Below are 21,836 nucleotides of genomic sequence, written 5' to 3'. Positions count from 1 at the left end.
CTGCCGGTTGGAGAATATACAGTAAACGAAAAAACAGAAGAAGCCGGAATCAGCGGATACGGACTTGCAGTAACAGGAACCGGAAAGGTGACAGTGAGCAAGGGAACAACAGCGACAGCGGCAGTGACAAACACCTACAGCAAGGACAAGGGAGACCTGAGCGTAAGCAAGAAGGTGGAAGGAGTCAGTGCGGAAGGAAAGAACTTTAAGTTTACGGTACAGGGACCGAACGGAAAGTACTATGACAAAGACGGAGCCGCATCTGATACAGAAACAGTAGTGGAAGTCAAGGCAGAAGAGACTGTAACGATCAAGGACCTGCCGGTAGGAGAATACACAGTAAACGAAAAGACAGAAGAAGCCGGAATCAGCGGATACGGACTTGCAGTAACAGGAACCGGAAAGGTGACAGTGAGCAAGGGAACAACAGCGACAGCGGCAGTGACAAACACCTACAGCAAGGACAGGGGAGACCTGAGCATAAGCAAGAAGGTAACCGGAACTGATGTAAAGGGAAAGAACTTTAAGTTTACGGTACAGGGACCAGATGGAAAATACTACAGCAAGGATGGAAGTGCATCTGATACAGAAACAGTAGTGGAAGTCAAGGCAGAAGAGACTGTAACGATCAAGGACCTGCCGGTAGGAGAATATACAGTAAACGAAAAGACAGAAGAAGCCGGAATCAGCGGATACGGACTTGCAGTAACAGGAACCGGAAAGGTGACAGTGAGCAAGGGAACAGCAGCGACAGCGGCAGTGACAAACACCTACAGCAAGGACAAGGGAGACCTGAGCATAAGCAAGAAGGTAATCGGAACTGATGTAAAGGGAAAGAGCTTTAAGTTTACGGTACAGGGACCAGATGGAAAATACTACAGCAAGGATGGAAGTGCATCTGATACAGAAACAGTAGTGGAAGTCAAGGCAGAAGAGACCGTAACGATCAAGGACCTGCCGGTAGGAGAATATACAGTAAACGAAAAGACAGAAGAAGCCGGAATCAGCGGATACGGACTTGCAGTAACAGGAACTGGAAAGGTGACAATAAGAAAAGATAGCCAAGCAATTGCAGCAGTTACAAATACCTATACAAAAACTTCAGTTGATGTCAAGATCAGCAAGGTAGATGCCGAAACATACAAAGTACTCGGCGGCGCCCACCTCATGGTTATTGACCCGGATGGAAATGTAGTAGCTGAATGGGATTCTACAAAGAATGCTCACAAGATCACAGGTCTCAAACCGGGAGTTACTTATACTCTTCGTGAGACAAAAGCACCGAAAGGCTATGATGTTGCGGCAGATACAACATTCGAACTGAATGAAGACGGAACAATCAACACAGCAAACACGACAACATCAATCAGTGGTGACGATCTTCTTGTAAAAGATGAGAAGACAGTAGACAAGACAGTTTCCGTATCTGTAACCAAGAGACTGGTAACAGTTGATGGACAGGTTATTGGAGCACCGGATGCTACATATTATGTTGCGCTTTATTCAGATCCTGACTGTACACAGAGAGTTTCAGATGTAATGGCTCTTAATTATAAGAATGCATCTGTTTCTACTGTAACATTTACAGGACTGAAAAAAGGCCAGACCTATTATGTAGGTGAGTGCGAGGCAGATGGAACAAGCTACCTTGCAAATGTAAATGCAGACGGAACTTTATACACGGTAGATTTCTCTGATGGAAATACAGTAGAAGTTACAAATAATGATGGAAGTAAGACCATATACTTTGATAATCAGTTTGAAAAGGTTCCGGATGGTTACTACAAAGAAGGTGAACTGAACATCACCAAGAAGCTGGTAGGCGGCGATGGAAAAGCTAAGAACAGCAGTGAGATTTTCTATGCAGGAATTTTCTCAGACGCAGATTTCACACAGCTTTCTCCAGACGTTTCTGATAACATCGTACCGTTGGATCTGGCAGGTGGTTCAGAGGTAACTTCACAGGTTAAGGTTTCTATTCCGGAAAGCGGCTCTATTACCTTATATGTAACAGAGGTAGATTCCAAAGGAAATCCGGTTGCCGGAGCAGCAAGTTTTAAGTATGATGTCAGCGTAGATAATATGCAGGTAACTTTTGATGATGACAATATCAGTGCAGATGTAGTAATTACAAACTCTGAGAATACACCGGAAGTTACACCAACACCAACTACTACGACACCGAACACTCCGGTTACACAGAGTGGATCTACAACGAAATCTGCCGTCAAGACAGGCGACAGCACACCGATCGGAATGTTTGTAGGATTATTTGCAGCAGCGGCCGTAATTGCCGGAGCAGCGGTATTCTTTAAACGCCGTAAGAAATAATATGTAAATTTGAAAAGGGCTACACACTTTATAGTGCGTAGCTCTTTTTACGTGGAAATGCATTATAATAGATAGCGCTCGAATTGCACTCTCGAATTGCAGGAACTTTTTGTCTATATCTTGTCTGAGTTATGTGGTATTATTAATGATATGACATTTTCACATAATAAATTTAAACAGGGGGATTTTTAATCATGTTACAGGGTTTTAATCATTTTGATGAGAATGGAAATGCAGTTATGGTGGATGTTTCCGGGAAGAGTGTTACCTATAGAACGGCGATTGCTACAGGAGAGATTCATGTAGGAGAGGCTATTATGGCTGCTGTGAAGGAAGGTTCCGTGAAGAAGGGAGATGTTCTTGGCGTTGCGCGTGTAGCGGGCATTATGGGTGTGAAGAGGACTTCTGAGCTGATTCCGATGTGTCATCCACTTCCAATCCAGAAGTGTTCTGTAGATTATGAACTGGATGAGGCAAATGGAATTATCCGGGCTTTTTGTACAGTTAAGACAGAGGGAAAAACCGGCGTGGAAATGGAGGCGCTGACAGGAGTTCAGGTGACTCTTCTGACAATTTATGATATGTGTAAGGCGATTGATAAGCATATGGTAATGTCCAATGTGCATCTGGTTGAGAAGACAGGCGGTAAAAGTGGAGATTTCCGATTTTGACAAAATATTTGTTGGGTAAAAGCAAATAAAAGTGTATAATAAATAGAAAGAAAAGAATGGCTGTTTTCTGTATATATTGGAAGATGTTCCAGTATAGGATACTGCGGCAGAATAACAGTCAAAAAAACTTTTTCTGGATGCTATAATTTATGGAGGGTTTTACAATATGAAAAGAGTAGCGATTATTACATCCAGCGATACTGGATATCGTGGAGAACGTGAGGATTTAAGTGGTCCGGCAATCCGTGAGATCGTTGAGAAGAATGGATATGAAGTGGTATCTGCGGATATTCTGCCGGATGACAGAAAGATGCTGTCAGAGAGAATGGCAGAGATTGCAGATAAGGGAGAGGCAGAATTGATTCTGACTACAGGTGGAACTGGTTTTTCTCCACGAGATATTATGCCAGAGGCAACAGAAGATATCATTGACAGACGTGTACCGGGAATTCCTGAGGCAATGCGTGCATACAGTATGACGATTACTAAACGTGCTATGCTTAGCCGTGCAACAGCTGGTATCCGTAAAAAAACGCTGATTATTAATCTGCCGGGAAGTCCTAAGGCTGTAAAAGAGAGTCTGGAATATATTATTGATGCACTTGGACATGGCATAGAGATTATGACTGGTGAAGCTGGAAACTGTGCGAGATAGTTGACGGAGATAAACGGAAGAGCAAGTACGAAAAAAGTTTGACGGAGATAGCCGAAAGAACAAGTACGAAAAAAGTTTGACGGCGATAAGCGAAAGAGCAAGTACGAAAAAAGTTTGACGGCGATAAGCGAAAGAGTAAGTACGAAACGAAGTTTGACGGCGATAAGCGGAAGAACAGGTACGAAACAAAATTTGACGGCGATAAACAGAAGAATAAGTACGAAAATAAAATCAGGAAGGTAAAAGGGATAGTTTTATGGGAAAAGTAATTGCAGTCTGTACAAGTGACAGGAAAGGAATACAGAAGACAAGCGTTCCGGAGATTGAGATTGTTGAGGACTGGGGCATTGAGGGAGATGCGCATGCAGGAAAATGGCATCGCCAGGTAAGCCTGCTTTCTTTTGACAAGATTGAAGAATTCCGTGCCAGAGGTGCGGAAGTGGAGGATGGTGCATTTGGAGAGAACCTGGTGGTTCAGGGAATTGATTTTGCAACACTCCCGATCGGTACGAAATTCAAATGCAATGACGTAGTTCTGGAACTGACTCAGATTGGCAAGGAATGTCACAGCGGATGTGCGATCTTCAAGAAAATGGGAGAGTGCATCATGCCGAAGCAGGGCGTTTTTACGAAAGTTCTGCATGGCGGAGTAATCCGCCCGGGAGATGAACTGGAAATTGTCATATGAGGAGAATGAAAGAATGATTATTGATACACATGCACATTATGACGCTGACGGCTTTGATACAGACAGAGAAGAACTTCTTGCGTCTATGTATGAGGGCGGAATTGAGAAGATTGTAAATGTCTGTGCAGCTATCGATGAGCTTGAAGACACTGTGAAACTGGTTGAGAAATATCCGTTTATATATGGAGCAGTAGGAGTTCATCCGGATGATGCAGACAAGATGACACAGGAGACTCTGGATGAGATCCGCAGAATTTCTCACATGGATAAAATGGTTGCAATCGGTGAGATCGGTCTGGATTATTACTGGCATAAGGAAGAAGCAGAGCATCAGATTCAGCAGAAGATGTTCCGGGCTCAGATGGATATTGCCAGAGAGGAGAAACTTCCGTTCATGATCCACAGCAGAGAGGCAGCGGAGGATACACTTAATATCGTCCGGGAGTATATGCAGGGCGGCATGTATGGTGGTATCATTCATTGTTTTTCATACAGTAAGGAGCTTGCAGCAGAGTATCTGAAGATGGGACTGTATTTGGGAATTGGCGGTGTTGTTACATTTAAGAATGCAAGAAAGCTGAAAGAAGCGGTTCAGTATGCACCGTTATCCCAGCTTGTGCTGGAAACAGACAGTCCATATCTGTCTCCGGAGCCGAACAGAGGAAAGAGAAACTCTTCTCTGAATCTGCCATATGTGGCACAGGCAATTGCAGACTTAAAAGGAATTACAGCAGAAGAAGTTATTGAAGTGACGAAGCAGAATGCCGAGAAACTTCTGGGGATCTGATAAAGTCAGGGGACAATATAAGGCTTAAAGATAAGATTCCGCAAAGAGCATTACAGAACATAACATGAATAATAACAATATAAAAAATATGATGAAAGTTATTCATGTAAAGTTATACGCAAAAAAGATGTTGACCAGAAGTGCGATCAACATCTTTTTTTGTTTCTTAATATCCGCTGTCATAGCTATCGTCGTAATTATCGTAGCTTTCATCATAGTTGCTGTCGTCATTATCGTAACTGCTATCATAACTGTTGTCATAGTTGTCGTAACCGCTATCATAACTGTCATCATAACTACTGTCATAGCCGGAGCTATCATAACTACTGTCACCATTATCATAGCTGGTGCCGTCATAACTGCTGTCACCAGAATCACTGCTGTCGCTGCTACTGTTTCCATCTGAGTTTCCTGTTGAATCAGAAGAATCAGAGGAACCGTCTGATACAGATGCCAGATATTCCCAGGAGTGAATGGATTCCGTATCTTCAACCACATTTCCGGTGGTCTTGTCGATCATGTTTCCTTCCCAGTCAAATTTGACATTCAACAGGTTTGTGTTGGTAGAAGGCTTGACATTCATGGACATGATCTCTTTGAATTTAGCTTTCAGATTCTCAAGGGTGAATTCATCACCGATCAGATTTCGTACACTGTGAGAAGCAGCAAGTTCCTCAGTATAATCATCCAGCATATATGGCCCATATTCGCCGCTGTCGTGGTTATAATGCATAACCATAGGCTTCACTTCCGGAGAAAGAATCTGGATGGTCGATTTGCCGTTCAAAGTTGATTTTTGGATAGTGAAGCTTGCCATTCCTTCCAGAAGTTCCGGGAGCTCCTGTTGAGTGGAAACGAAATTTCCAAGGGAATAAAAAACAGTAGTGCTGTGTCCCTGATCATCCGAGAGCTGTCCATAAGGCTGAAGCACATGCGGGTGTCCTCCGATGATCACATCCACACCCTGCTGCATCAGAAATGCGGCCCACTGTTTCTCAAATTCATTTGGCATAGTTTCGTCTTCAGTACCCCAGTGTGCTACGAAGATAATACAGTCGCTGACCTGTTTGGCTTTCTGGATCATGGCAGTGATTTTATCTTTGTCAAAGATATCCAGCATATAATCGTAGCCGTCACCTAATCCGGAATTGTTTGTACCATATGTATAATCGAGAAACGCAATCTTGATTCCGTTAACTTCTTTTGTCTTTACAGTATCTGCATCTTCCTGGGTTGCATGGATGCCAAGTACGGGAATGTCAGGATAGTTTGTACTCCAGAAATCCAGAGTGCTTTTCAGATAGTCATAGCCATAATCATCTGCGTGGTTGGTAGCGGATTCCACTACATTAAACCCTGCTTTGATAATAGCATCTCCTACTTCCTGGGGTGTGGCAAAAGAAGGGTAACTGCTGACTGCATCATGACTGGGAGCAAAAACCGTTTCCTGATCGATCATGGCTACATCTGCCGCTTGGATCTGATCCAGAACGTGTGTATAAATATGATCATAATTCCATACACCGGAATCATATTCACCGGATTCATACAATTTACTGTGATATAGATTGTCGCCAACAGCAATTACACTTGCAGTGGTAATTTCTGGTGTTTCAGCTGCTTCTTTTGCTTTCTGTTCTTCGAGTGCCGCTGCTTCGACAGCTTCTTTCTGCGGTTTGCTGATCAATGTGTAATCAAGCTGATGGATGATCACAACCAGTATGATCAGAGCCACAACAGAGCACAGAAGACTGATGCGTGAATTGATCTTTTCCCGAAAATTAAGCGGGATATTATTTTTTTTCATATTGTTAATCCTTTTAAAATATAGCTGTGCAGAACAGCGGAAATTTTGATATCTTTATATTCTGCTATTCTGAAAGATTTTTTATTATCTGTTCATTATAACAAATTTCAAGGTTCAAAGAAAGATTAAGAGAGAAATTCTTTCAAAACCTTTCAAAAATGCTTTGTGGGGCAAAGTAATTTAGTGTATAATAAAAGAAATACGGGAGTCAGAAATTAGCAGCAGGGATTAGAGAGAACAGGAACTGATCTCCGTTGATAGAAGGAAATAAGAGGGAGGTAGCCGGATGAACCATTATGAGGCGATTAATGATGTGCTGGTTAATTTATTTAATGAGATTCTGGACCTGGAAGAGAGAGCGCTGATTACGGGAGAATATAAGAATATTTCAGTCAATGATATGCACATTATTGATGCGGTAGGTATCCGGGAGCAGAAGAATATGTCAACAGTAGCCAGGGCATTGAATGTAACTGTGGGTACGTTGACAATTGCAGTGAATAATCTGGTAAAGAAGGGATATATCCAGCGTATGCGAAGCCAGGAGGACAGACGAGTGGTGCTGATATCATTGACAGAACTGGGAGAGAGAGCATACCATCATCACAAAAATTTCCATGAGAAAATGGTGCTGGCAGTGTTGAAGGGATTGAACGTAGAAGAAACAGAGGCGCTGACAACAGCACTGACGAAACTGGAGACATTTTTCAGATCTTATCAGTAGAAATGGTGAAACTTTGAAGATAAGACTACAGGAGCGTTATTCGTTATTGTAGCTGATAAATCAGGTTTCTGTGCTATATGAAAATGTTTAACCGAACTGCGGAGCAGTTATTCGGCATAGAGCCGCATAGCGAAGCGGATGCTTTTATCTGCTTAAATGAAAAAGGCAGGGGTGAGATAATCACCCCTGCCTTTTTGCATATCGTGTCTGCGCTCTAACGGCGATAAAAGCCCCAATTTATTTCATATATTTTTCCAGCACCGGAAATTGCACAGGACCGATTTCCAGAATTTTGCGGTGAAAATCCTTCAGATTAAAGTCATTCCCCAGTTTTTTCTGGCAGGCGGTTTTCAGGTCAAGGAAGTTCAGGTATCCCCAGTAGTATTTCAGATAATTTCCGGGAGTTTCTACGATGTACTGATAGATTTCCCCGGCAGTGGAAGCACTGGTAATGCCAAATGCTTTGAGAAAGGCAGCAGTACGGGCACTGTCCCAGCCGCGATAGTGGATACCGATGTCGATCAGGGAGTAGATACATAGATTCATACTGCGATTTAACCAGGCAAGGCGAACGGCATTTCCGGCGGCAGCAGAGTCTTTCATAAGGGCGGCGGCATATTCATACCCATAGGACTCCACATAGGTAGCCCAGCCTTCCACATAGCCGGAAGAAGTAACCAGATATCGGATATCAGAAGGACTGGTTCTGCCAAAGAAAACAGTCTGATACAGATGACCGGGAAATCCTTCATGTGCAAGGGTTCCAAAGAGTTCCAGGCTGGTGGTCCGCCCGGAATCATTAATATAGATTATATTTGGATTCTGAGTATCAGTTGGCGGTGTGAGATAAAAGGCAGGACTTAGGAAGCTTTTTATGGATGGATGAACGGAGCGGAGTTCATAAGTGACCTTTTCCAGTTGTGGAAAATCTTTCGCCATAAGTTTTGGCAATTTTTCCAGCATCTGTGTCGGGGTTAGAGTCAGTTCATTGGAATATGCGGGAAGGTCAGAAAGCAGTTGTGGGTCTTTTTTCAGCAGAGAGCGTATCTGCTCATAATCAGACAGAAGTTGTGCAGACAGGCGCTGTTCAATTCGTTTAACTGGTACATAGGTTCCTGTCTGGCTTCTGAGCAGATAGAGATAATATTCCCGTCCCCCATCAAAAAAAGCCAGCCCACGGCTGCTTTTTCCAGTTCCACGGAGCTGTTCCAGTCCGTCTGCCAGTTCCTGATAGGCAGGGATCACTTCAGTGAGAATTAACTTATGATGATATGTACAGAGTTTCTGCTGGTCCTGGGTGCTAAGAACCGGGGTAGAGAAAGTCTTTAATTTCTGAGCAAAAATGTCGTCCATGTAGTTGGAATCGGGTTCTGCGATAAATGAGCGGCATTGTTTCAGAATGCGGTCGAGAGTGGTGTCACTCATGAAAAGTCCTGCCTGGGATTTCTGTTTTTCCAGCTTCAGGATACTCTGAAAATATGGTTTTATTGCGCCCAGGAGTTTCAGGTAGTCAGAAATATCTTCCCTTGAGTGAAAAGAATATTCTGCCAGCAGGACAGGAAGCTGTGCCTGTACACCAAGGCTCGGACCCAGCGGCTCATCCAGAATACTGTTTTTTCCAAGGGCGGCGCGGGTGTGGAAATACAGAAGAAGCATATCACAGGTAAGCTGGTTTTCATGAGAGAGCTTCGAGTAGGCGAAGGATTTCAGTTTGTTTTCATATTCCTGACAGAGACTGGTTGTTTTGTCAGGATCTGAGAGAGCAGTGCCGAGAGTAACTTCAGGCTTCTTGATGCCTTTTTTCTCAGGATGGGTGAGGGTGTAGTGGAGGGTCAATGTGTTGCTGGTTACTTCTGACTGGAATAATTTTTCTGTAAATGTTTCAAAACGGGAATTTTCTGAAATGAAATGACCGGACAGGGAACCCATTCCGATACCGGCGGCAAAGACCAGACAGAGGGCCAGGATTCTTTTTGGGATGCTCATATGAATACGCATATCCACCTCGGGAGGTGCTTTTTACTATTTTATTGGAAAAGAGGGTGGAGTATGCTATCATAGTTACAAATAAAAAATATGTAGAACCAGACTGTGAAGGAGCTGTTTTTGTGTTACTGAGCACGGAGTGAACAGTAACGTTTTTATTTATATGACTGAAAACAGAAGAAATGGAGGTACAAATGATGTCAGAGGTTTATGATATAGCAATCCTGGGGGCAGGTCCGGCGGGGATCAGTGCGGCAATCTATGCTGCCAGAGCAAAGATGAATACATTATGGCTGGACAAGCAGTTTGCTCAAGGCGGACAGATACTGAATACTTATGAAGTGGATAATTATCCGGGACTTCCGGGAATCAGCGGAATGGATCTGGGTGAGGCAATGGGAGAACATGCTGCGAAGCTTGGAATAGAACCAGTGAGGGAGAATGTTCTGGCTGTAGAGGATGCTGGTGAGGAGAAGATCATCCGCACAAAGAAAAATGAGTACAGAGCCAGAACTGTGATCCTTGCCTGTGGCGCCAGCCATCGCAGACTGGGCATCCCGGGAGAAGAAGAACTGTCAGGAGTGGGTGTTTCTTATTGTGCTACCTGTGACGGTGCTTTTTTTAAGGATAAAACAGCTGTAGTTGTGGGTGGCGGAAATATGGCCGTTGAAGATGCGATCTTTCTTTCAAGGATCTGTAAGAAAGTTTATCTGGTACACAGACGCGACGAACTGCGGGCAGATGAGATCCTGCAGGAGAGCCTGACTGCTGATGGAAATGTAGAAGTTATATGGAACAGTGTGGCAGTAGAAATTCAGGGAGAAGAGTGTGTTACCGGGCTGAGGATCCGAAATGTACAGGATAATACAGAATCTGTGATCAATACAGATGGGGTATTTATTGCTGTGGGGATCATTCCAAATACAGAGAAATTCAGTGGTCTGGTAAAGCTTGATGAATCGGGATATATTATTGCGGGAGAAGAAGGAATTACACAGACTCCGGGTATTTTTGCAGCAGGAGATATCCGTACAAAGATGCTTCGCCAGGTAGTGACTGCTGTGTCTGATGGAGCGAATGCGGTAACTTCGGCACATAATTATCTGATCCGGCAGAGATGATAGAGAGGATAAAATTATCTGTTTTGCTGATTGCTTATAACCGAATAACTGGTCTTGATGGAAAAGTGTGAAAGTGTTCTTCACACTTTTTTCATTTGACAAAAAATAGATCCTATGATAACATACACAAATGCGTAACGAAATGTAACAAATATGTAATAATTACGCATTGGAAAATATTATTTTACAGATAGTGAAAATGATAATGTGTATGTTATAAGGAGTAGATCAGTAAATGAGTAATAAAATAAAAGCAATTTTAATGGCAGCAGCAGTTTCTTCGATGGTTCTGACACAGGGAGTAAGTGCGGCACAGTTTGATGACGGTGAGCAGATATTTACAGACGGAACAGAGAGCAGTGATGCAACAGGAAGCGTAAGCGCCCTGGCAAGTGCCCTTGCGAAGCAGACCGAAGAGGAGACTCAGAAGTTTGTGGAGAAAGAAGAGGAGGCTGCTCAGATTCGTGAAGAACGCAGAGTAGAGAAAGCAGAGAAAGCATCTGAACAGGCAGAGCAGGACAAAACTGCAGCACTGGAAGCTATCCAGCAGACGGTTGAAGATGCCAGAAAGAAAGCGGAAGAAGAGGCAGAGGCACAGCGTGTGGCTAAGAGACAGGCAGTTGTTGATTTTGCACTGCAGTTCGAGGGAAATCCTTATGTATACGGCGGAACAAGCCTTACAAATGGTGCAGACTGTTCCGGATTTGTAATGTCTGTATTTGCAAACTTTGGTTACAGCCTTCCACGTGTAGCAGCAGATCAGTGTGCTGCTTCTACAAAGAAAGATATCAGTCAGATTGAGCCTGGTGATCTGGTATTCTATGGAAATGGTTATGTGGATCATGTGGCACTTTATATTGGTGATGGTAAGATCATCCATGCAAGTGGTGCTGCTACAGGAATTAAGATTTCCAATTATGATTATGAGCAGCCGGCAGTGATCGGAACGTTTATGGAATAATGCAAAGTGATTTACGCTCTGTTAACTATTATTTGTTAGCAGAGCGTTTTTCGTTAGTCAACTGCCAAACACCTAAAAGCAGTAAAAACCCTAACGCATGGTTTCACGTTTTTATCCGTTTGACTCTGAGTACATAAAATATATATTACAACAGGAAAAGATACCAAAATATCGGATTCGACAAATTGCACAAAGAATGTCGAAGGGTGGGAAAAGTGGATAAAGTCGTACACACTCTATCCACATAGCGGATGTATGGAAAAGCCTGTAAATTAAAGTTATACACAAAGTTATCCACATTATCCACATTTTATGTGTGTGGAATACTTGATTTACATAAGTGAAAAAGAAACAAATGTTTTGTGTAAAATGATAAATCGACATTTCCGGATAAAAAAATAACAAAATCTATTGACTTTTTTATATTCTAAAAAACATATAATATTATCTGCAAAAGACAAAATATAGCAATATACAGATAAATAATCAGAATATTATAAAAGATATTATGCCGAAATATACAACAACACATAAAAAAAGAATCCAGGCGTGGGTAGACGGAAATTTCCACATAGGAGAGCCAGATGTGGATGAGAGATACACAAAATATAATTGTCTGGGGATAACTTTCCACAAGTGTTATCCACATTCCACATAACGTATATTGTGACTGGAAAAAGTAAAAGCAGCTAAATGGATGATAAAATCTCCATTTAACTGCTTAAAATATTTTGATATTTAGTAACTATTCAGCAGTCGCTTAACTATGAAAGTACGGAACAGTTACGATATTGTTTTTAAGATTATTTCTGCTTCATTCGTTTAATGACTTTCAAACGGGTGAACTCTTCACGTTCTTTCTCTTCCAGAGCATTCTGGATGTCCTTGGTCAGTGCTTCGTACTTTGGAATGGTGATATTCTTCAGTGCGTTGGCACGTTTCTGGGTCTTTTTAATGTTCGCTGCAAGGCGGATAGCTGCGTTTTCCACCATGGACAGGCGGATGGACAGTTCTTTTACCTTTTCAAAGGCGGCTTTGGCTTCGTCCAGGGACATCTTTGTGCTGTAATAAGCGTAGGTTGGTGTATTGCTTGTTTTGTCATATTCTACAAGGGGAATTTCTGTACCCATAACGCTTCGGGTTTTGATGCGGATGGAGTTCTCAATCGGAACTGTACACGCGATCTGTTGGACAAAGGCGATACCGATCTCCATGTTGGCCTTCTGCAATGCTGCATAGGCGGCACGGAAAGTCACATCGATCTGTGTCTGGATATCTTTGGCCTGATCGATCAGATCCATCATCTCTCGGATCAGGATGTTACGCTTCTTGTCCATCAGCTCATAGCCCTGGCGGGAAAGTTTCAGTGAGTTCTTGGCAAGTATCAGGTTTCCCTTGGTGGGGAAGGTATTCGGATCCATTCAATCACCTCGCTTCTTTTAGCGTACTGTTTCGTGATAGTACTTGTCGAGGATCTTCGTATCGATTCGGTCAAGTTCTTCCTTAGGAAGAAGTCCCAGAAGCTCCCAGCCTTTATCAAGAGTTTCGGTGATGCTTCGGTTCTCTGTCTCGGACTGACCGACAAATTCACTCTCAAAAGCTTTACCAAATACCAGATAACGTTTATCCAGCGGGGAAAGCTCATCTTCACCGATAACGGAAGCAAGAGCTCTGGCATCTCCAACTTTTGCATAGCAGGAGAAGAGCTGGTTTGCTACGTCCTGATGATCAGCTCTGGTGTAGCCTTCACCGATACCGTCTTTCATCAGACGGGAAAGGGACGGCAGTACGTTGATCGGCGGGTAGATTGCCTGTCCGTGAAGCTGTCTGTCCAGTACGATCTGACCCTCGGTGATGTAACCGGTAAGGTCAGGGATCGGGTGGGTGATGTCATCGTTTGGCATGGTCAGGATCGGAATCTGAGTTACAGAACCTGGTTTGCCTTTTACGATACCTGCACGTTCGTACAGGGTTGCAAGTTCACTGTACAGATAACCCGGATAACCTTTACGGGACGGGATCTCACCTTTGGAGGAGGAAACCTCTCGCATGGCCTCGCAGAAAGAAGTGATATCTGTCAGGATGACCAGGATGTGCATCCCTTTTTCAAAAGCGAGATACTCTGCGGCAGTGAGGGCGATCTTCGGGGTAAGAAGACGCTCAACAACCGGGTCATTGGCAAGGTTCAGGAACATAACTACGTGGTCTGCAGCTCCGCTTTCCTCGAAAGTACGGCGGAAAAATTCTGCTACATCGTATTTCACGCCCATTGCTGCGAAAACAATGGCAAATTTCTCATCGGAATCCTCTCCCAGAGATGCCTGCTGTACGATCTGTGCAGCCAGTTTATCGTGAGGAAGACCGTTTCCGGAAAAGATCGGAAGTTTCTGTCCACGGATCAGGGTGGTCAGTCCGTCGATTGCGGAAATACCGGTGTTGATATAGTTTCGTGGATATTCACGAGCTACCGGGTTCAGTGGCAGACCGTTGATGTTTAACTTAACTTCCGGGGTGATATCACCCAGACCATCGATCGGCTGGCCGATACCGTTGAAAGTACGTCCAAGGATTTCAGGGGAAAGCCCGATCTCCATTAGATGTCCGGTCAGTCTTGTGTGGGTATTGCTTAAGGACATGCTGTCTGTTCCTTCGAAAACCTGGATAACGGCTTTGTCCTCATAAATCTCAATAATACGGCCGATCTTGCGAGTCCCGTCATCCATGTGGAATTCTACGATTTCCTCATAGGAGGCATTCTTGACGCCTTCCAGGACCACCAGAGGTCCGTTTATTTCGCTTAAGCCTAAATATTCAATTGCCATAAACTTCTCCTCTCTGTTACTATCCATGGCCGAATTTATATGATCAGACAGGTTTGTCGTGCTTGCACGTAAGAACCCGGCTGATCATATAAATTCAGAACGGTCATGGATAGCAATCATTACGGCATCAGCCGTTCTTTTCCATTATATTGTTATAGAAAGTATCAATGTCCTGCATGTACTGGTCGAATTTATCAAGCTGGTTGTTTGCTACATCATATTTAATAGAAATGATTCTTTCAAAGATGTTGTTACCCTCTTTCAGTACGGAAACCGGCATTCCACGGTTGATGAGTGCGCGGCATTTTTCGTAGAGATAGAGGATCGTTTCCATCATTTTGAACTGTTTTTCCATCGGCACGCAGGTATCTTCTGCGTGGAAAGCGTTCTGCTGGAGGAATCCCAGACGGATAACTCTGGCAATTTCCAGGGTCAGTTTCTGATCATCTGGAAGAACGTCGCTTCCGATCAGTTTAACGATCTCCATCAGGGAGCTCTCCTGGTTCAGAATAGCCATGAGCTGATTTCTGTCTGCCACGAATTTCGGGGAAACGTGTTCTCTGTACCAAGGTGTCAGGTCTTCCAGATATTCACTGTAGCTGGTGAGCCAGTGGATGGCAGGGAAGTGACGGGCATAGGCAAGGGATTTGTCCAGTCCCCAGAAGCAGCGGACGAAACGTTTGGTATTCTGAGTAACAGGCTCTGAGAAGTCACCACCCTGAGGGGAAACTGCTCCGATAATGGAGACAGAGCCTTCCGTTCCGTTTAGGTTCTGCATCATTCCTGCACGCTCATAGAATGCGGACAGCTTGGATGCCAGATATGCAGGGAAACCTTCCTCAGCAGGCATTTCTTCCAGACGTCCGGACAGTTCTCGAAGCGCTTCTGCCCAACGGGAAGTGGAGTCTGCCATGATGGCTACATCATAGCCCATGTCACGGTAGTATTCTGCAAGGGTAACACCTGTATAAATAGAAGCTTCACGTGCCGCAACAGGCATGTTGGAAGTATTGGCGATCAGTGTGGTTCTGTCCATCATCAGGTTTCCGGATTTCGGGTCGATCAGCTTGCTGAAGTCTTCCAGAACCTGAGTCATCTCGTTTCCACGTTCTCCGCATCCAATGTAGATGATGATGTCTGCGTCAGACCATTTCGCGATCTGATGCTGTGTCATTGTTTTACCTGTACCGAAACCTCCCGGAACAGCGGCAGTACCGCCCTTTGCGATCGGGAAAAGGGTATCCAGGATACGCTGGCCTGTGACAAGCGGAACACTTGCAGGGAAACGTTTGTGGGTTGGTCTCGGGATACGGATCGGCCATTTCTGTGCAAGTGCCAGATCTTTGGTAGTTCCGTCTGCGAACTGAATGGTTACGATCGGTTCCAGAATGGTGTATGCTCCGTCAGGAGCTGCATGGATAACGGTAGCCTCTGTGAGGTTCGGAGGTACCATGGATTTATGAAGGATAGAATCGGTTTCCTGGGTTTCTGCGATGATAGAACCAGGTCCTACGACATCTCCTTCTTTTACTGTGATGTGTGTTTTCCACTTCTTTTCTGTGTCAAGGGAGTCTACACTGACACCTCGGGAAATATATTTGCCTGACGCTTTGGCAATTTCTTCCAGGGGACGCTGGATACCGTCAAAGATGTTGTGAATGATTCCAGGTCCGAGAAGTACAGAGATTGCATCTCCTGTACCTGTAACTGTATCTCCTGGTTTGAGTCCTGTAGTTTCTTCGAAAACCTGTACGGTGGTCATGCCTTTTTTCAGGCCAATGATCTCACCTACCAGATGTTCCGGACCTACATAAACCATCTCGGAGATTTTAAATCCGTTGTCGCCCTTTAGATAAATGACGGGGCCATTGACACCGTAGATAATACCTGTATTACTCATGTTCTGGTCCTCCGTCAAACTTGAATTCTTTGTATGCTGCCTCGAAATTTCCTGCAAAAGAGTGATCGATCAGGATGTTCTTGTGAGGAATCGTGGCGCGGATACCGCCAAGGAAAGAGTCTTTGGCGAGCTGGATGGCTGCGCCTGTGCGCTGTTGAAGCTTCTCTGAAAGTGCGCTGTCTTCCGGGGAAAGATAGATGGAGATTTCATCGTTTTCGGCGAAGTCCAGAGCCTCTTTGATCTTTTCACTGAGATAATCTTCATATTCCGAAGTTTTGGTGAAGGATTTGAGAAGTTCTTTTACCTCAGAGAAGATTTTCTCTTTTAAATCATTCTGTTTCTTGGTCCAGTCGCGTTTGATCGTGAGCTGTTCTGCGGAAAGCGCCTTGTTTACTTCACGTCTTGCATTGGCGGTTTCTGCTTTGATCTGTGCCTGGGCATTTTCCTCACTGAGGGCCTTGCGCTCTTCTGTCATTTTTTCCAGAGTCTGTCTGTGCTCTTCAAGAATGGCGGCAGCTTTCGCGCGGGCATCTTCTACAGTGATATCATAAAAATGGCTGAGTTTTTCATCAATTGTCATGTTAACACCTGCCTATAGTTTTAGTCCAATCGCCTCATTTACATATGAGGTAATAAAATCCGGTTTGCGTCCAGTACCGTGCCTGTCGGGGATTTCGATGATCAGAGGGGTTTTGTGATGAAGTTTGACATCGTCAATAATTTCAGGAAACTCCCGGCCGAATTTCTCGGTCAGGAGTATGATTCCGATTTCTTTATTGGAGATGGCTTTCTGCAAAGCATCTTTTAATTCATCATGTGTGTGAACAACTACACCCTCTACACCTGCCAGTCTCATCCCTGTGTAGGTATCGATATTGTCGCTGATCAAAAACATCTGCATCTTATAACTGTCCCAGGATCATGAAGGAGATGATCAGTCCGTAAAGGGCAACACCTTCTGCAAGACCTACGAAGATAAGGGATTTACCAAGGATACTCTGATCCTCGCTGATAGCGCCTAAAGCTGCGCTTGCCGCACTGGCAACGGCAATACCACCACCGATACAGGAAAGACCGGTTACAAGGGCTGCTGCGATGTAGCCCATACCTGTTGCAAGACCTGCCTCAGAACCGGCAGCAGCCTGTACAGAAGAAGCACCTGTGAACATTACGGCGATGGCGATGAGCATTGTGCCAAAGAAGAAGAATGCGTTTACGCCGATGGCTGTTTTGTAACGACCGCGGTTTTTCTCGCCAATGAGATAGTATCCAAATGGAAGGATGATGCTGAGTACCAATGCGATTGCTAAAATAATCTGTGCTATTGTTGTCATAATTAAATCTCCTCTTGGTTTTATTTTAACCGAATAAACTGCGAAGCAGTTATTCGGTTATGAGCAAGTAGCGAAGCGGATTGCGAATATCCGCTTGACTGAAAAGTATTATACGTTTTGATATTTTTTCTTTGTTTATTTTACGGAGCGGAATGGCTCAAATTTACGTCCCGTACCTTTGTAGAAACGGCTGAACATTTCGTAATATTCCAGACGAAGTACCTGGATACCTACGATCAGACCTTCCATACCGCATACAAAAAGGTTTCCAAGGACTACCACTACCCAGTTAAGATTTCCGCTTTCCGCGCCTGCGAGCATGAGGACAACTTCCATCATAGCTGCATGGCTGACTGCGAAAGCTCCGATACGGACAAAGGAAAGGGTATTGGAGAAGTAGCTTAACAGGACTTCAAACATTTCAAAAAGTCCCTGTACAATGAACATTCCTTTTTCCTTCGGCATAACTTCTGATTTCTTCTCGATAAGGGCTGTGAGAGGCTCTTTCAGGAAAATCAGGATCAGCGGCACACCAAACATGATAAACAGTACGATTCCTCCCGGAAGTGTATGACCGGTCAGGATCAGTGCGATGGAAACAACTGCGGATCCGTAGAATACCAGACCTGCTACGGAGTTTGTATCGAACCAGATATGCTCGATATCTCCGGCTTTCCATGCGTTTAAGATGTTAAATACCATACATAAAAGGATGATTCCCATACCAAAACCAATGGCAATGATAAATACAGTATTCAGTTTTCCGATAAACGGAACAGACATCATATTGTTCATCGGACGCAGCCACAAGGCAGGTATCACATCTTCAAATCCGAAGATACTTCCGAACATAAATCCGAAGAATGTGGAGAATACACCTGCGCAGCTGATGATACCTGCCAGTGTGATATGTTTAAATTTATAAAGCAGGAAACCACCGATAAAGAGCAACAATCCCTGTCCGACATCACCGAACATTGCACCGAAGATAAAGGAATAGGTCAGTGCCACAAACCATGTCGGATCCATCTCATTGTAGGCTGGAAGGCCATACATTTTGATATACATTTCAAAAGGTTTGAACAGCTTCGGATTCTTTAATTTGGTCGGCGGCTGCTGGTGCACGCCAGGTTTCAGATGCTCGTCTTCTTCACCATCAATAATGCAGAAGATACGGCTGTCATCCTTGATATCTGTCTGAAAAGAATGTGCATCTTTCTCAGTCATCCATCCACATAGAATATAGAAGACATCCTTATCCCCATGGGTACATGCTGCAAGTCTGCGCACATCAAAGTTGCCGGAAAGCTGTGCGATCGCGTTGCGGGATGCTGCGATATCTTCTTTATTCTGCTGGAGAAAATCAGCTTTTTTCTGGTTCGCAGACTCCAGTCTGGCAGCTACATCACTGCGTTTTTTGGTGAGTTCTTCGAATGCTGATTTGGCAGTCCCTTCATAAGTATCCGGCATATAAATCCGCTCGAAATGCATGGAAGAATAGACAGCTTTGACCTTCTGTGCTTCATGTTCCGGCACGAAATATACACCCCAGATATACTGGTCATCTTCGTCACATTTGATAAAGATTGTGTCCAGATTCTCATAAATATACTTCTCAAATTTCTGATAATATTCCTTCTCAATTCTTCCGAAACGGAAGTGGATGAACTGGAATTTCAGGATTGAGGAGAGGTTGTAATTGATGTTTCTGAATGGTCTGATCACTCGCAAAGATTCATCAAGTGCTGCAAGCTGACTCTCCAGATCCGCGCGGGTATTGCTCAGTTCCTGATAATCGGACTGAAGCCGGCGGATGGTATTTAATGCCTCTTCCGTATTCATTGATCGGGCGGAAATCTGCTTTGTATCCGTCAGCTCCTCATAAAAGCTGTTAGCAGTAGTGAGTGCTTCTTTATATGGATTAATCTCCATAAAGGGAGAAAGACTCTCCACTGCAGTCAGCTCGGAAAGGGCATTTTCCAGATGGATTTCGTACTTGCATAGGTAGGTGTTTACCACTCTGTCAATATCGGTTTTCGGACCGGTAATGCTCAGAAACTTCATTTTCTCAATCATAAATTCACCTCCTGGTTAGTTGTATTTAATACAGTTTACATAATATGAATATATAACTTGTATGAAATCTGCTGTATTATTCTATAGTTTTTATAGTCTGCAAAAAATATTATGTGCAGATTATAAAGCTTGTGGATATCAGCTCATGAGTTATGTCAGTTATTACATATATAACGCATGGCTTCATCATGCTGTACGCCATAACGGACGCATTCAATAGCAATCGTCAGGCGGTTTACTTCATGTTCCTTATGATATAGGTAGGAATAGATCACTGCCACAGAATAGGGATTCCTGTGCGCTTCTTTTTCCAGGATACTGCGGAGGATATAGTTGTAAAATTCCTCCAGATTGGCAACAGTAAGCTGCCCATATCTGGTGCCGTACCATGTTTTCTGGAAAATCCTTCTGGCATCTTCCGGTGTCGGAGCTTCTACCAGAGCGGTGAGCTCTTCTTTCTTTAATTTATAATTCATAGGGATCAGAAGCGCATAAATACTTGCCGGATCCATGTTGAAATATCGTTTGGAACGTTGGATAAACTGCAGGTTCAGCATATCGAATTTCTCGCCGTAGGTACGGGTGATTTCTTCCAGATCCTTGCCTTTAAACAGCTTCTTGCGTACGTTCCAGATCTGTGTAAAATAGTACAGATCCAGTGCCATACCGTAGTCAAAAAGAAGCGCTGTTTCGTGTTCCTGAATCTTCGAAAGCGGGATATAAAACTCGTTTCCTTTGAGGCAGGAGATCAGTTCTTCCATGGTGGAACAGGCTGTGATCCGGTCTACATCGATGTTGGAATGCAGGCGGAAGAAGTCACGATACGGAGAGACATCAACAGGGTCTGTGTCGCGGTGATCGAAAATATTTGTCATAACTTCTTTCAGCACACGAATCTCATATCGCTTGGAATACAGATCCAGAAACTTACGCTGTTCGAGATTTGCAAAGTGATAGATTCTGGAGAAATTCTGGAAAATAGATTTCTTCAGAAGCTTCTCAATCTGGCCTCGGTGTAGTGTGTTTTCATCCAGTGCATCCCATTTGGAAGAATATTCCGGCATTCGTTTCAGATAGGCAGCTACCTGTGTGACATTGGAGAGCTGGAGGATTTCCTCGAACTGCTCCATGGTAGTGAGCCTGCTCTGCATTGCGCGGATTTTCGTGGAAAGTCCGCTGTAGGAGAGTACGCCTCCCATTATTGCTCACTTCCTTTCCTGATGTTTTGTATTTGATTACATAGATAAAATTTTCTCAAATAGTTCCCGGGAAAGCTGCGTGTGCTGTTGCTCATACTGGGCATCAAGAGAAGAAAAGGTAGCCTCGGTGTCTGCCCGTAACTGCGATAGTCGGGAGTCTTTTTCTTCTTCAAGCTGCTGACGGATCTTCAGAATCTGTTCATTTGTCTGAGATTCCAGCAGATCATCGTAATCTTTACATTTCTTTTCCGCTTCTTCAGAAAGCACTTGCTTTTGTCGGTCGCAGTCTTCCATGATGCGTTGGGCTGTAAGCTCGATTTCAGATAATTTGTTAAGTATCTGCTCCATCTTCAACCTCCTTAGTTGTCAAAATTTTACAAAAAATTCAGATTTACTATGTGCAAAATAGTAATATCTGTTAGATATAATACACCCTTTTGTTGAAAAAAACCATCTAAATTTTCTTTAGAGAGGAAAAAATTGTTATTTTTTAAACAAGGCGGGGAAATGGATGTTATTGGGTGAATGGGTGTGGTATAATGACTTATCGCAATTGTTCAGTGCATTCACAGTTACGTTTTATGTATAATTAATTCAGGAGGGATAAAATGGCGGATTTTGTATGTCATGGAGATATTTTATATTCGGAAAGTATAGAGAAACTGAAAGTATTTGAGGACAGCTATCTGGTAGTGCAGGATGGTTTCGTTGAGGGAATTTATGAAACTCTTCCTGAGAAATTTCAGGGAGTGGAGGTAAAAGATTAGGGCAGAG

20 protein-coding genes are annotated in these 21,836 nt (G+C 43.7%); 9 read left to right on the top strand and 11 right to left on the bottom strand.

From position 1 onward, the window contains the following. The 5 genes from KQI87_RS00765 to KQI87_RS00745 form a co-directional block, all read left to right on the top strand. Positions 1-2,331, top strand: a 2,331-nt coding sequence (locus KQI87_RS00765) for a DUF5979 domain-containing protein (RefSeq protein ID WP_216458471.1), incomplete at its 5' end; no start/stop codon positions are given. Positions 2,332-2,525: 194 nt separating this feature from the next. Next, on the top strand, positions 2,526-3,002 hold the full coding sequence (gene moaC, locus KQI87_RS00760) for a cyclic pyranopterin monophosphate synthase MoaC (protein ID WP_216458470.1): 477 nt from the start codon (positions 2,526-2,528) through the stop codon (positions 3,000-3,002). Positions 3,003-3,168: 166 nt separating this feature from the next. Further along, a complete protein-coding gene (locus KQI87_RS00755) occupies positions 3,169-3,657 on the top strand; it encodes a MogA/MoaB family molybdenum cofactor biosynthesis protein (protein ID WP_216458469.1) in 489 nt (162 codons plus the stop codon). A 256-nt stretch (positions 3,658-3,913) separates the two neighbouring features. Beyond that, positions 3,914-4,345: an MOSC domain-containing protein gene (locus KQI87_RS00750; protein ID WP_216458468.1), complete on the top strand. Its 432-nt coding sequence runs from the start codon at positions 3,914-3,916 to the stop codon at positions 4,343-4,345. A gap of 13 nt (positions 4,346-4,358) precedes the next feature. Then, positions 4,359-5,132 (top strand): TatD family hydrolase, encoded by a 774-nt coding sequence (locus KQI87_RS00745; protein ID WP_216458467.1) that lies wholly within the window; start codon positions 4,359-4,361, stop codon positions 5,130-5,132. Positions 5,133-5,298: 166 nt separating this feature from the next. On the opposite strand, the gene KQI87_RS00740 is transcribed toward KQI87_RS00745, so the two are convergent. Beyond that, a complete protein-coding gene (locus tag KQI87_RS00740; RefSeq protein WP_216458466.1) occupies positions 5,299-6,939 on the bottom strand; it encodes a CapA family protein in 1,641 nt (546 codons plus the stop codon). A 286-nt stretch (positions 6,940-7,225) separates the two neighbouring features. Here KQI87_RS00740 and KQI87_RS00735 point away from each other — a divergent pair, with 286 nt between their 5' ends. Beyond that, positions 7,226-7,663 carry a MarR family winged helix-turn-helix transcriptional regulator gene (locus tag KQI87_RS00735; RefSeq protein ID WP_216458465.1) on the top strand — a complete coding sequence of 146 codons (438 nt, stop codon included), beginning with the start codon at positions 7,226-7,228 and terminating at the stop codon, positions 7,661-7,663. 237 nt (positions 7,664-7,900) lie between these two features. Here the strand turns inward: KQI87_RS00735 and KQI87_RS00730 are convergent, their stop codons facing one another. Continuing rightward, positions 7,901-9,649 carry a DUF885 domain-containing protein gene (locus tag KQI87_RS00730; protein WP_253292297.1) on the bottom strand — a complete coding sequence of 583 codons (1,749 nt, stop codon included), beginning with the start codon at positions 9,647-9,649 and terminating at the stop codon, positions 7,901-7,903. A 197-nt stretch (positions 9,650-9,846) separates the two neighbouring features. Between KQI87_RS00730 and trxB the strand changes: the two genes are divergently transcribed. After that, entirely contained in the window at positions 9,847-10,770 is a 924-nt protein-coding gene (gene trxB / locus KQI87_RS00725; RefSeq protein WP_216458477.1) for a thioredoxin-disulfide reductase, read from the top strand. 235 nt (positions 10,771-11,005) lie between these two features. Then, on the top strand, positions 11,006-11,731 hold the full coding sequence (locus KQI87_RS00720) for a C40 family peptidase (RefSeq protein WP_216458463.1): 726 nt from the start codon (positions 11,006-11,008) through the stop codon (positions 11,729-11,731). An 803-nt stretch (positions 11,732-12,534) separates the two neighbouring features. Here KQI87_RS00720 and KQI87_RS00715 read toward each other — a convergent pair. The 9 genes from KQI87_RS00715 to KQI87_RS00675 all read right to left on the bottom strand — a co-directional run bounded on the left by KQI87_RS00715 (position 12,535) and on the right by KQI87_RS00675 (position 21,410). After that, complete coding sequence (locus KQI87_RS00715) at positions 12,535-13,152, bottom strand: V-type ATP synthase subunit D (protein ID WP_117675657.1); 618 nt, start codon at positions 13,150-13,152, stop codon at positions 12,535-12,537. 18 nt (positions 13,153-13,170) lie between these two features. After that, entirely contained in the window at positions 13,171-14,553 is a 1,383-nt protein-coding gene (locus KQI87_RS00710) for a V-type ATP synthase subunit B (RefSeq protein ID WP_216458462.1), read from the bottom strand. Positions 14,554-14,680: 127 nt separating this feature from the next. Further along, positions 14,681-16,453, bottom strand: a complete 1,773-nt coding sequence (locus KQI87_RS00705) for a V-type ATP synthase subunit A (protein WP_216458461.1) — start codon at positions 16,451-16,453, stop codon at positions 14,681-14,683. Next, positions 16,446-17,033 carry a V-type ATP synthase subunit E gene (locus KQI87_RS00700; RefSeq protein ID WP_117675654.1) on the bottom strand — a complete coding sequence of 196 codons (588 nt, stop codon included), beginning with the start codon at positions 17,031-17,033 and terminating at the stop codon, positions 16,446-16,448. Before KQI87_RS00700 ends, KQI87_RS00705 begins: the two co-directional genes overlap by 8 nt. A 12-nt stretch (positions 17,034-17,045) precedes the next feature. Beyond that, a complete protein-coding gene (locus KQI87_RS00695; RefSeq protein WP_008705340.1) occupies positions 17,046-17,354 on the bottom strand; it encodes a V-type ATP synthase subunit F in 309 nt (102 codons plus the stop codon). Between the two features lies 1 nt (position 17,355). Continuing rightward, a complete protein-coding gene (locus KQI87_RS00690) occupies positions 17,356-17,787 on the bottom strand; it encodes an ATP synthase subunit C (RefSeq protein ID WP_019163225.1) in 432 nt (143 codons plus the stop codon). 135 nt (positions 17,788-17,922) lie between these two features. Next, on the bottom strand, positions 17,923-19,863 hold the full coding sequence (locus KQI87_RS00685; protein ID WP_118136285.1) for a V-type ATP synthase subunit I: 1,941 nt from the start codon (positions 19,861-19,863) through the stop codon (positions 17,923-17,925). Between the two features lie 155 nt (positions 19,864-20,018). Further along, positions 20,019-21,062 (bottom strand): V0D/AC39 family V-type ATPase subunit, encoded by a 1,044-nt coding sequence (locus tag KQI87_RS00680; protein ID WP_117845342.1) that lies wholly within the window; start codon positions 21,060-21,062, stop codon positions 20,019-20,021. A 36-nt stretch (positions 21,063-21,098) separates the two neighbouring features. Further along, positions 21,099-21,410: a hypothetical protein gene (locus tag KQI87_RS00675; RefSeq protein WP_117845343.1), complete on the bottom strand. Its 312-nt coding sequence runs from the start codon at positions 21,408-21,410 to the stop codon at positions 21,099-21,101. Positions 21,411-21,670: 260 nt separating this feature from the next. On the opposite strand from KQI87_RS00675, the gene KQI87_RS16450 reads away from it, so the two are divergent. Further along, positions 21,671-21,829, top strand: a complete 159-nt coding sequence (locus KQI87_RS16450) for a hypothetical protein (protein WP_253292296.1) — start codon at positions 21,671-21,673, stop codon at positions 21,827-21,829. Positions 21,830-21,836 lie beyond the last annotated feature (7 nt).

The organism is Blautia sp. MSJ-9, from assembly GCF_018919065.1.
In the GTDB taxonomy this organism is placed as follows: Bacteria; Bacillota; Clostridia; order Lachnospirales; family Lachnospiraceae; genus Blautia_A.
This window is presented reverse-complemented; position numbering and strand designations above follow the sequence as displayed.

Coding starts and splice junctions, on each gene's coding strand:
- moaC (WP_216458470.1), top strand. CDS start 2,526: ATGTTACAGGGTTTTAATCATTTTGATGAGAATGGAAATGCAGTTATG.
- KQI87_RS00755 (WP_216458469.1), top strand. CDS start 3,169: ATGAAAAGAGTAGCGATTATTACATCCAGCGATACTGGATATCGTGGA.
- KQI87_RS00750 (WP_216458468.1), top strand. CDS start 3,914: ATGGGAAAAGTAATTGCAGTCTGTACAAGTGACAGGAAAGGAATACAG.
- KQI87_RS00745 (WP_216458467.1), top strand. CDS start 4,359: ATGATTATTGATACACATGCACATTATGACGCTGACGGCTTTGATACA.
- KQI87_RS00740 (WP_216458466.1), bottom strand. CDS start 6,939: ATGAAAAAAAATAATATCCCGCTTAATTTTCGGGAAAAGATCAATTCA.
- KQI87_RS00735 (WP_216458465.1), top strand. CDS start 7,226: ATGAACCATTATGAGGCGATTAATGATGTGCTGGTTAATTTATTTAAT.
- KQI87_RS00730 (WP_253292297.1), bottom strand. CDS start 9,649: ATGAGCATCCCAAAAAGAATCCTGGCCCTCTGTCTGGTCTTTGCCGCC.
- trxB (WP_216458477.1), top strand. CDS start 9,847: ATGTCAGAGGTTTATGATATAGCAATCCTGGGGGCAGGTCCGGCGGGG.
- KQI87_RS00720 (WP_216458463.1), top strand. CDS start 11,006: ATGAGTAATAAAATAAAAGCAATTTTAATGGCAGCAGCAGTTTCTTCG.
- KQI87_RS00715 (WP_117675657.1), bottom strand. CDS start 13,152: ATGGATCCGAATACCTTCCCCACCAAGGGAAACCTGATACTTGCCAAG.
- KQI87_RS00710 (WP_216458462.1), bottom strand. CDS start 14,553: ATGGCAATTGAATATTTAGGCTTAAGCGAAATAAACGGACCTCTGGTG.
- KQI87_RS00705 (WP_216458461.1), bottom strand. CDS start 16,453: ATGAGTAATACAGGTATTATCTACGGTGTCAATGGCCCCGTCATTTAT.
- KQI87_RS00700 (WP_117675654.1), bottom strand. CDS start 17,033: ATGACAATTGATGAAAAACTCAGCCATTTTTATGATATCACTGTAGAA.
- KQI87_RS00695 (WP_008705340.1), bottom strand. CDS start 17,354: ATGCAGATGTTTTTGATCAGCGACAATATCGATACCTACACAGGGATG.
- KQI87_RS00690 (WP_019163225.1), bottom strand. CDS start 17,787: ATGACAACAATAGCACAGATTATTTTAGCAATCGCATTGGTACTCAGC.
- KQI87_RS00685 (WP_118136285.1), bottom strand. CDS start 19,863: ATGATTGAGAAAATGAAGTTTCTGAGCATTACCGGTCCGAAAACCGAT.
- KQI87_RS00680 (WP_117845342.1), bottom strand. CDS start 21,062: ATGGGAGGCGTACTCTCCTACAGCGGACTTTCCACGAAAATCCGCGCA.
- KQI87_RS00675 (WP_117845343.1), bottom strand. CDS start 21,410: ATGGAGCAGATACTTAACAAATTATCTGAAATCGAGCTTACAGCCCAA.
- KQI87_RS16450 (WP_253292296.1), top strand. CDS start 21,671: ATGGCGGATTTTGTATGTCATGGAGATATTTTATATTCGGAAAGTATA.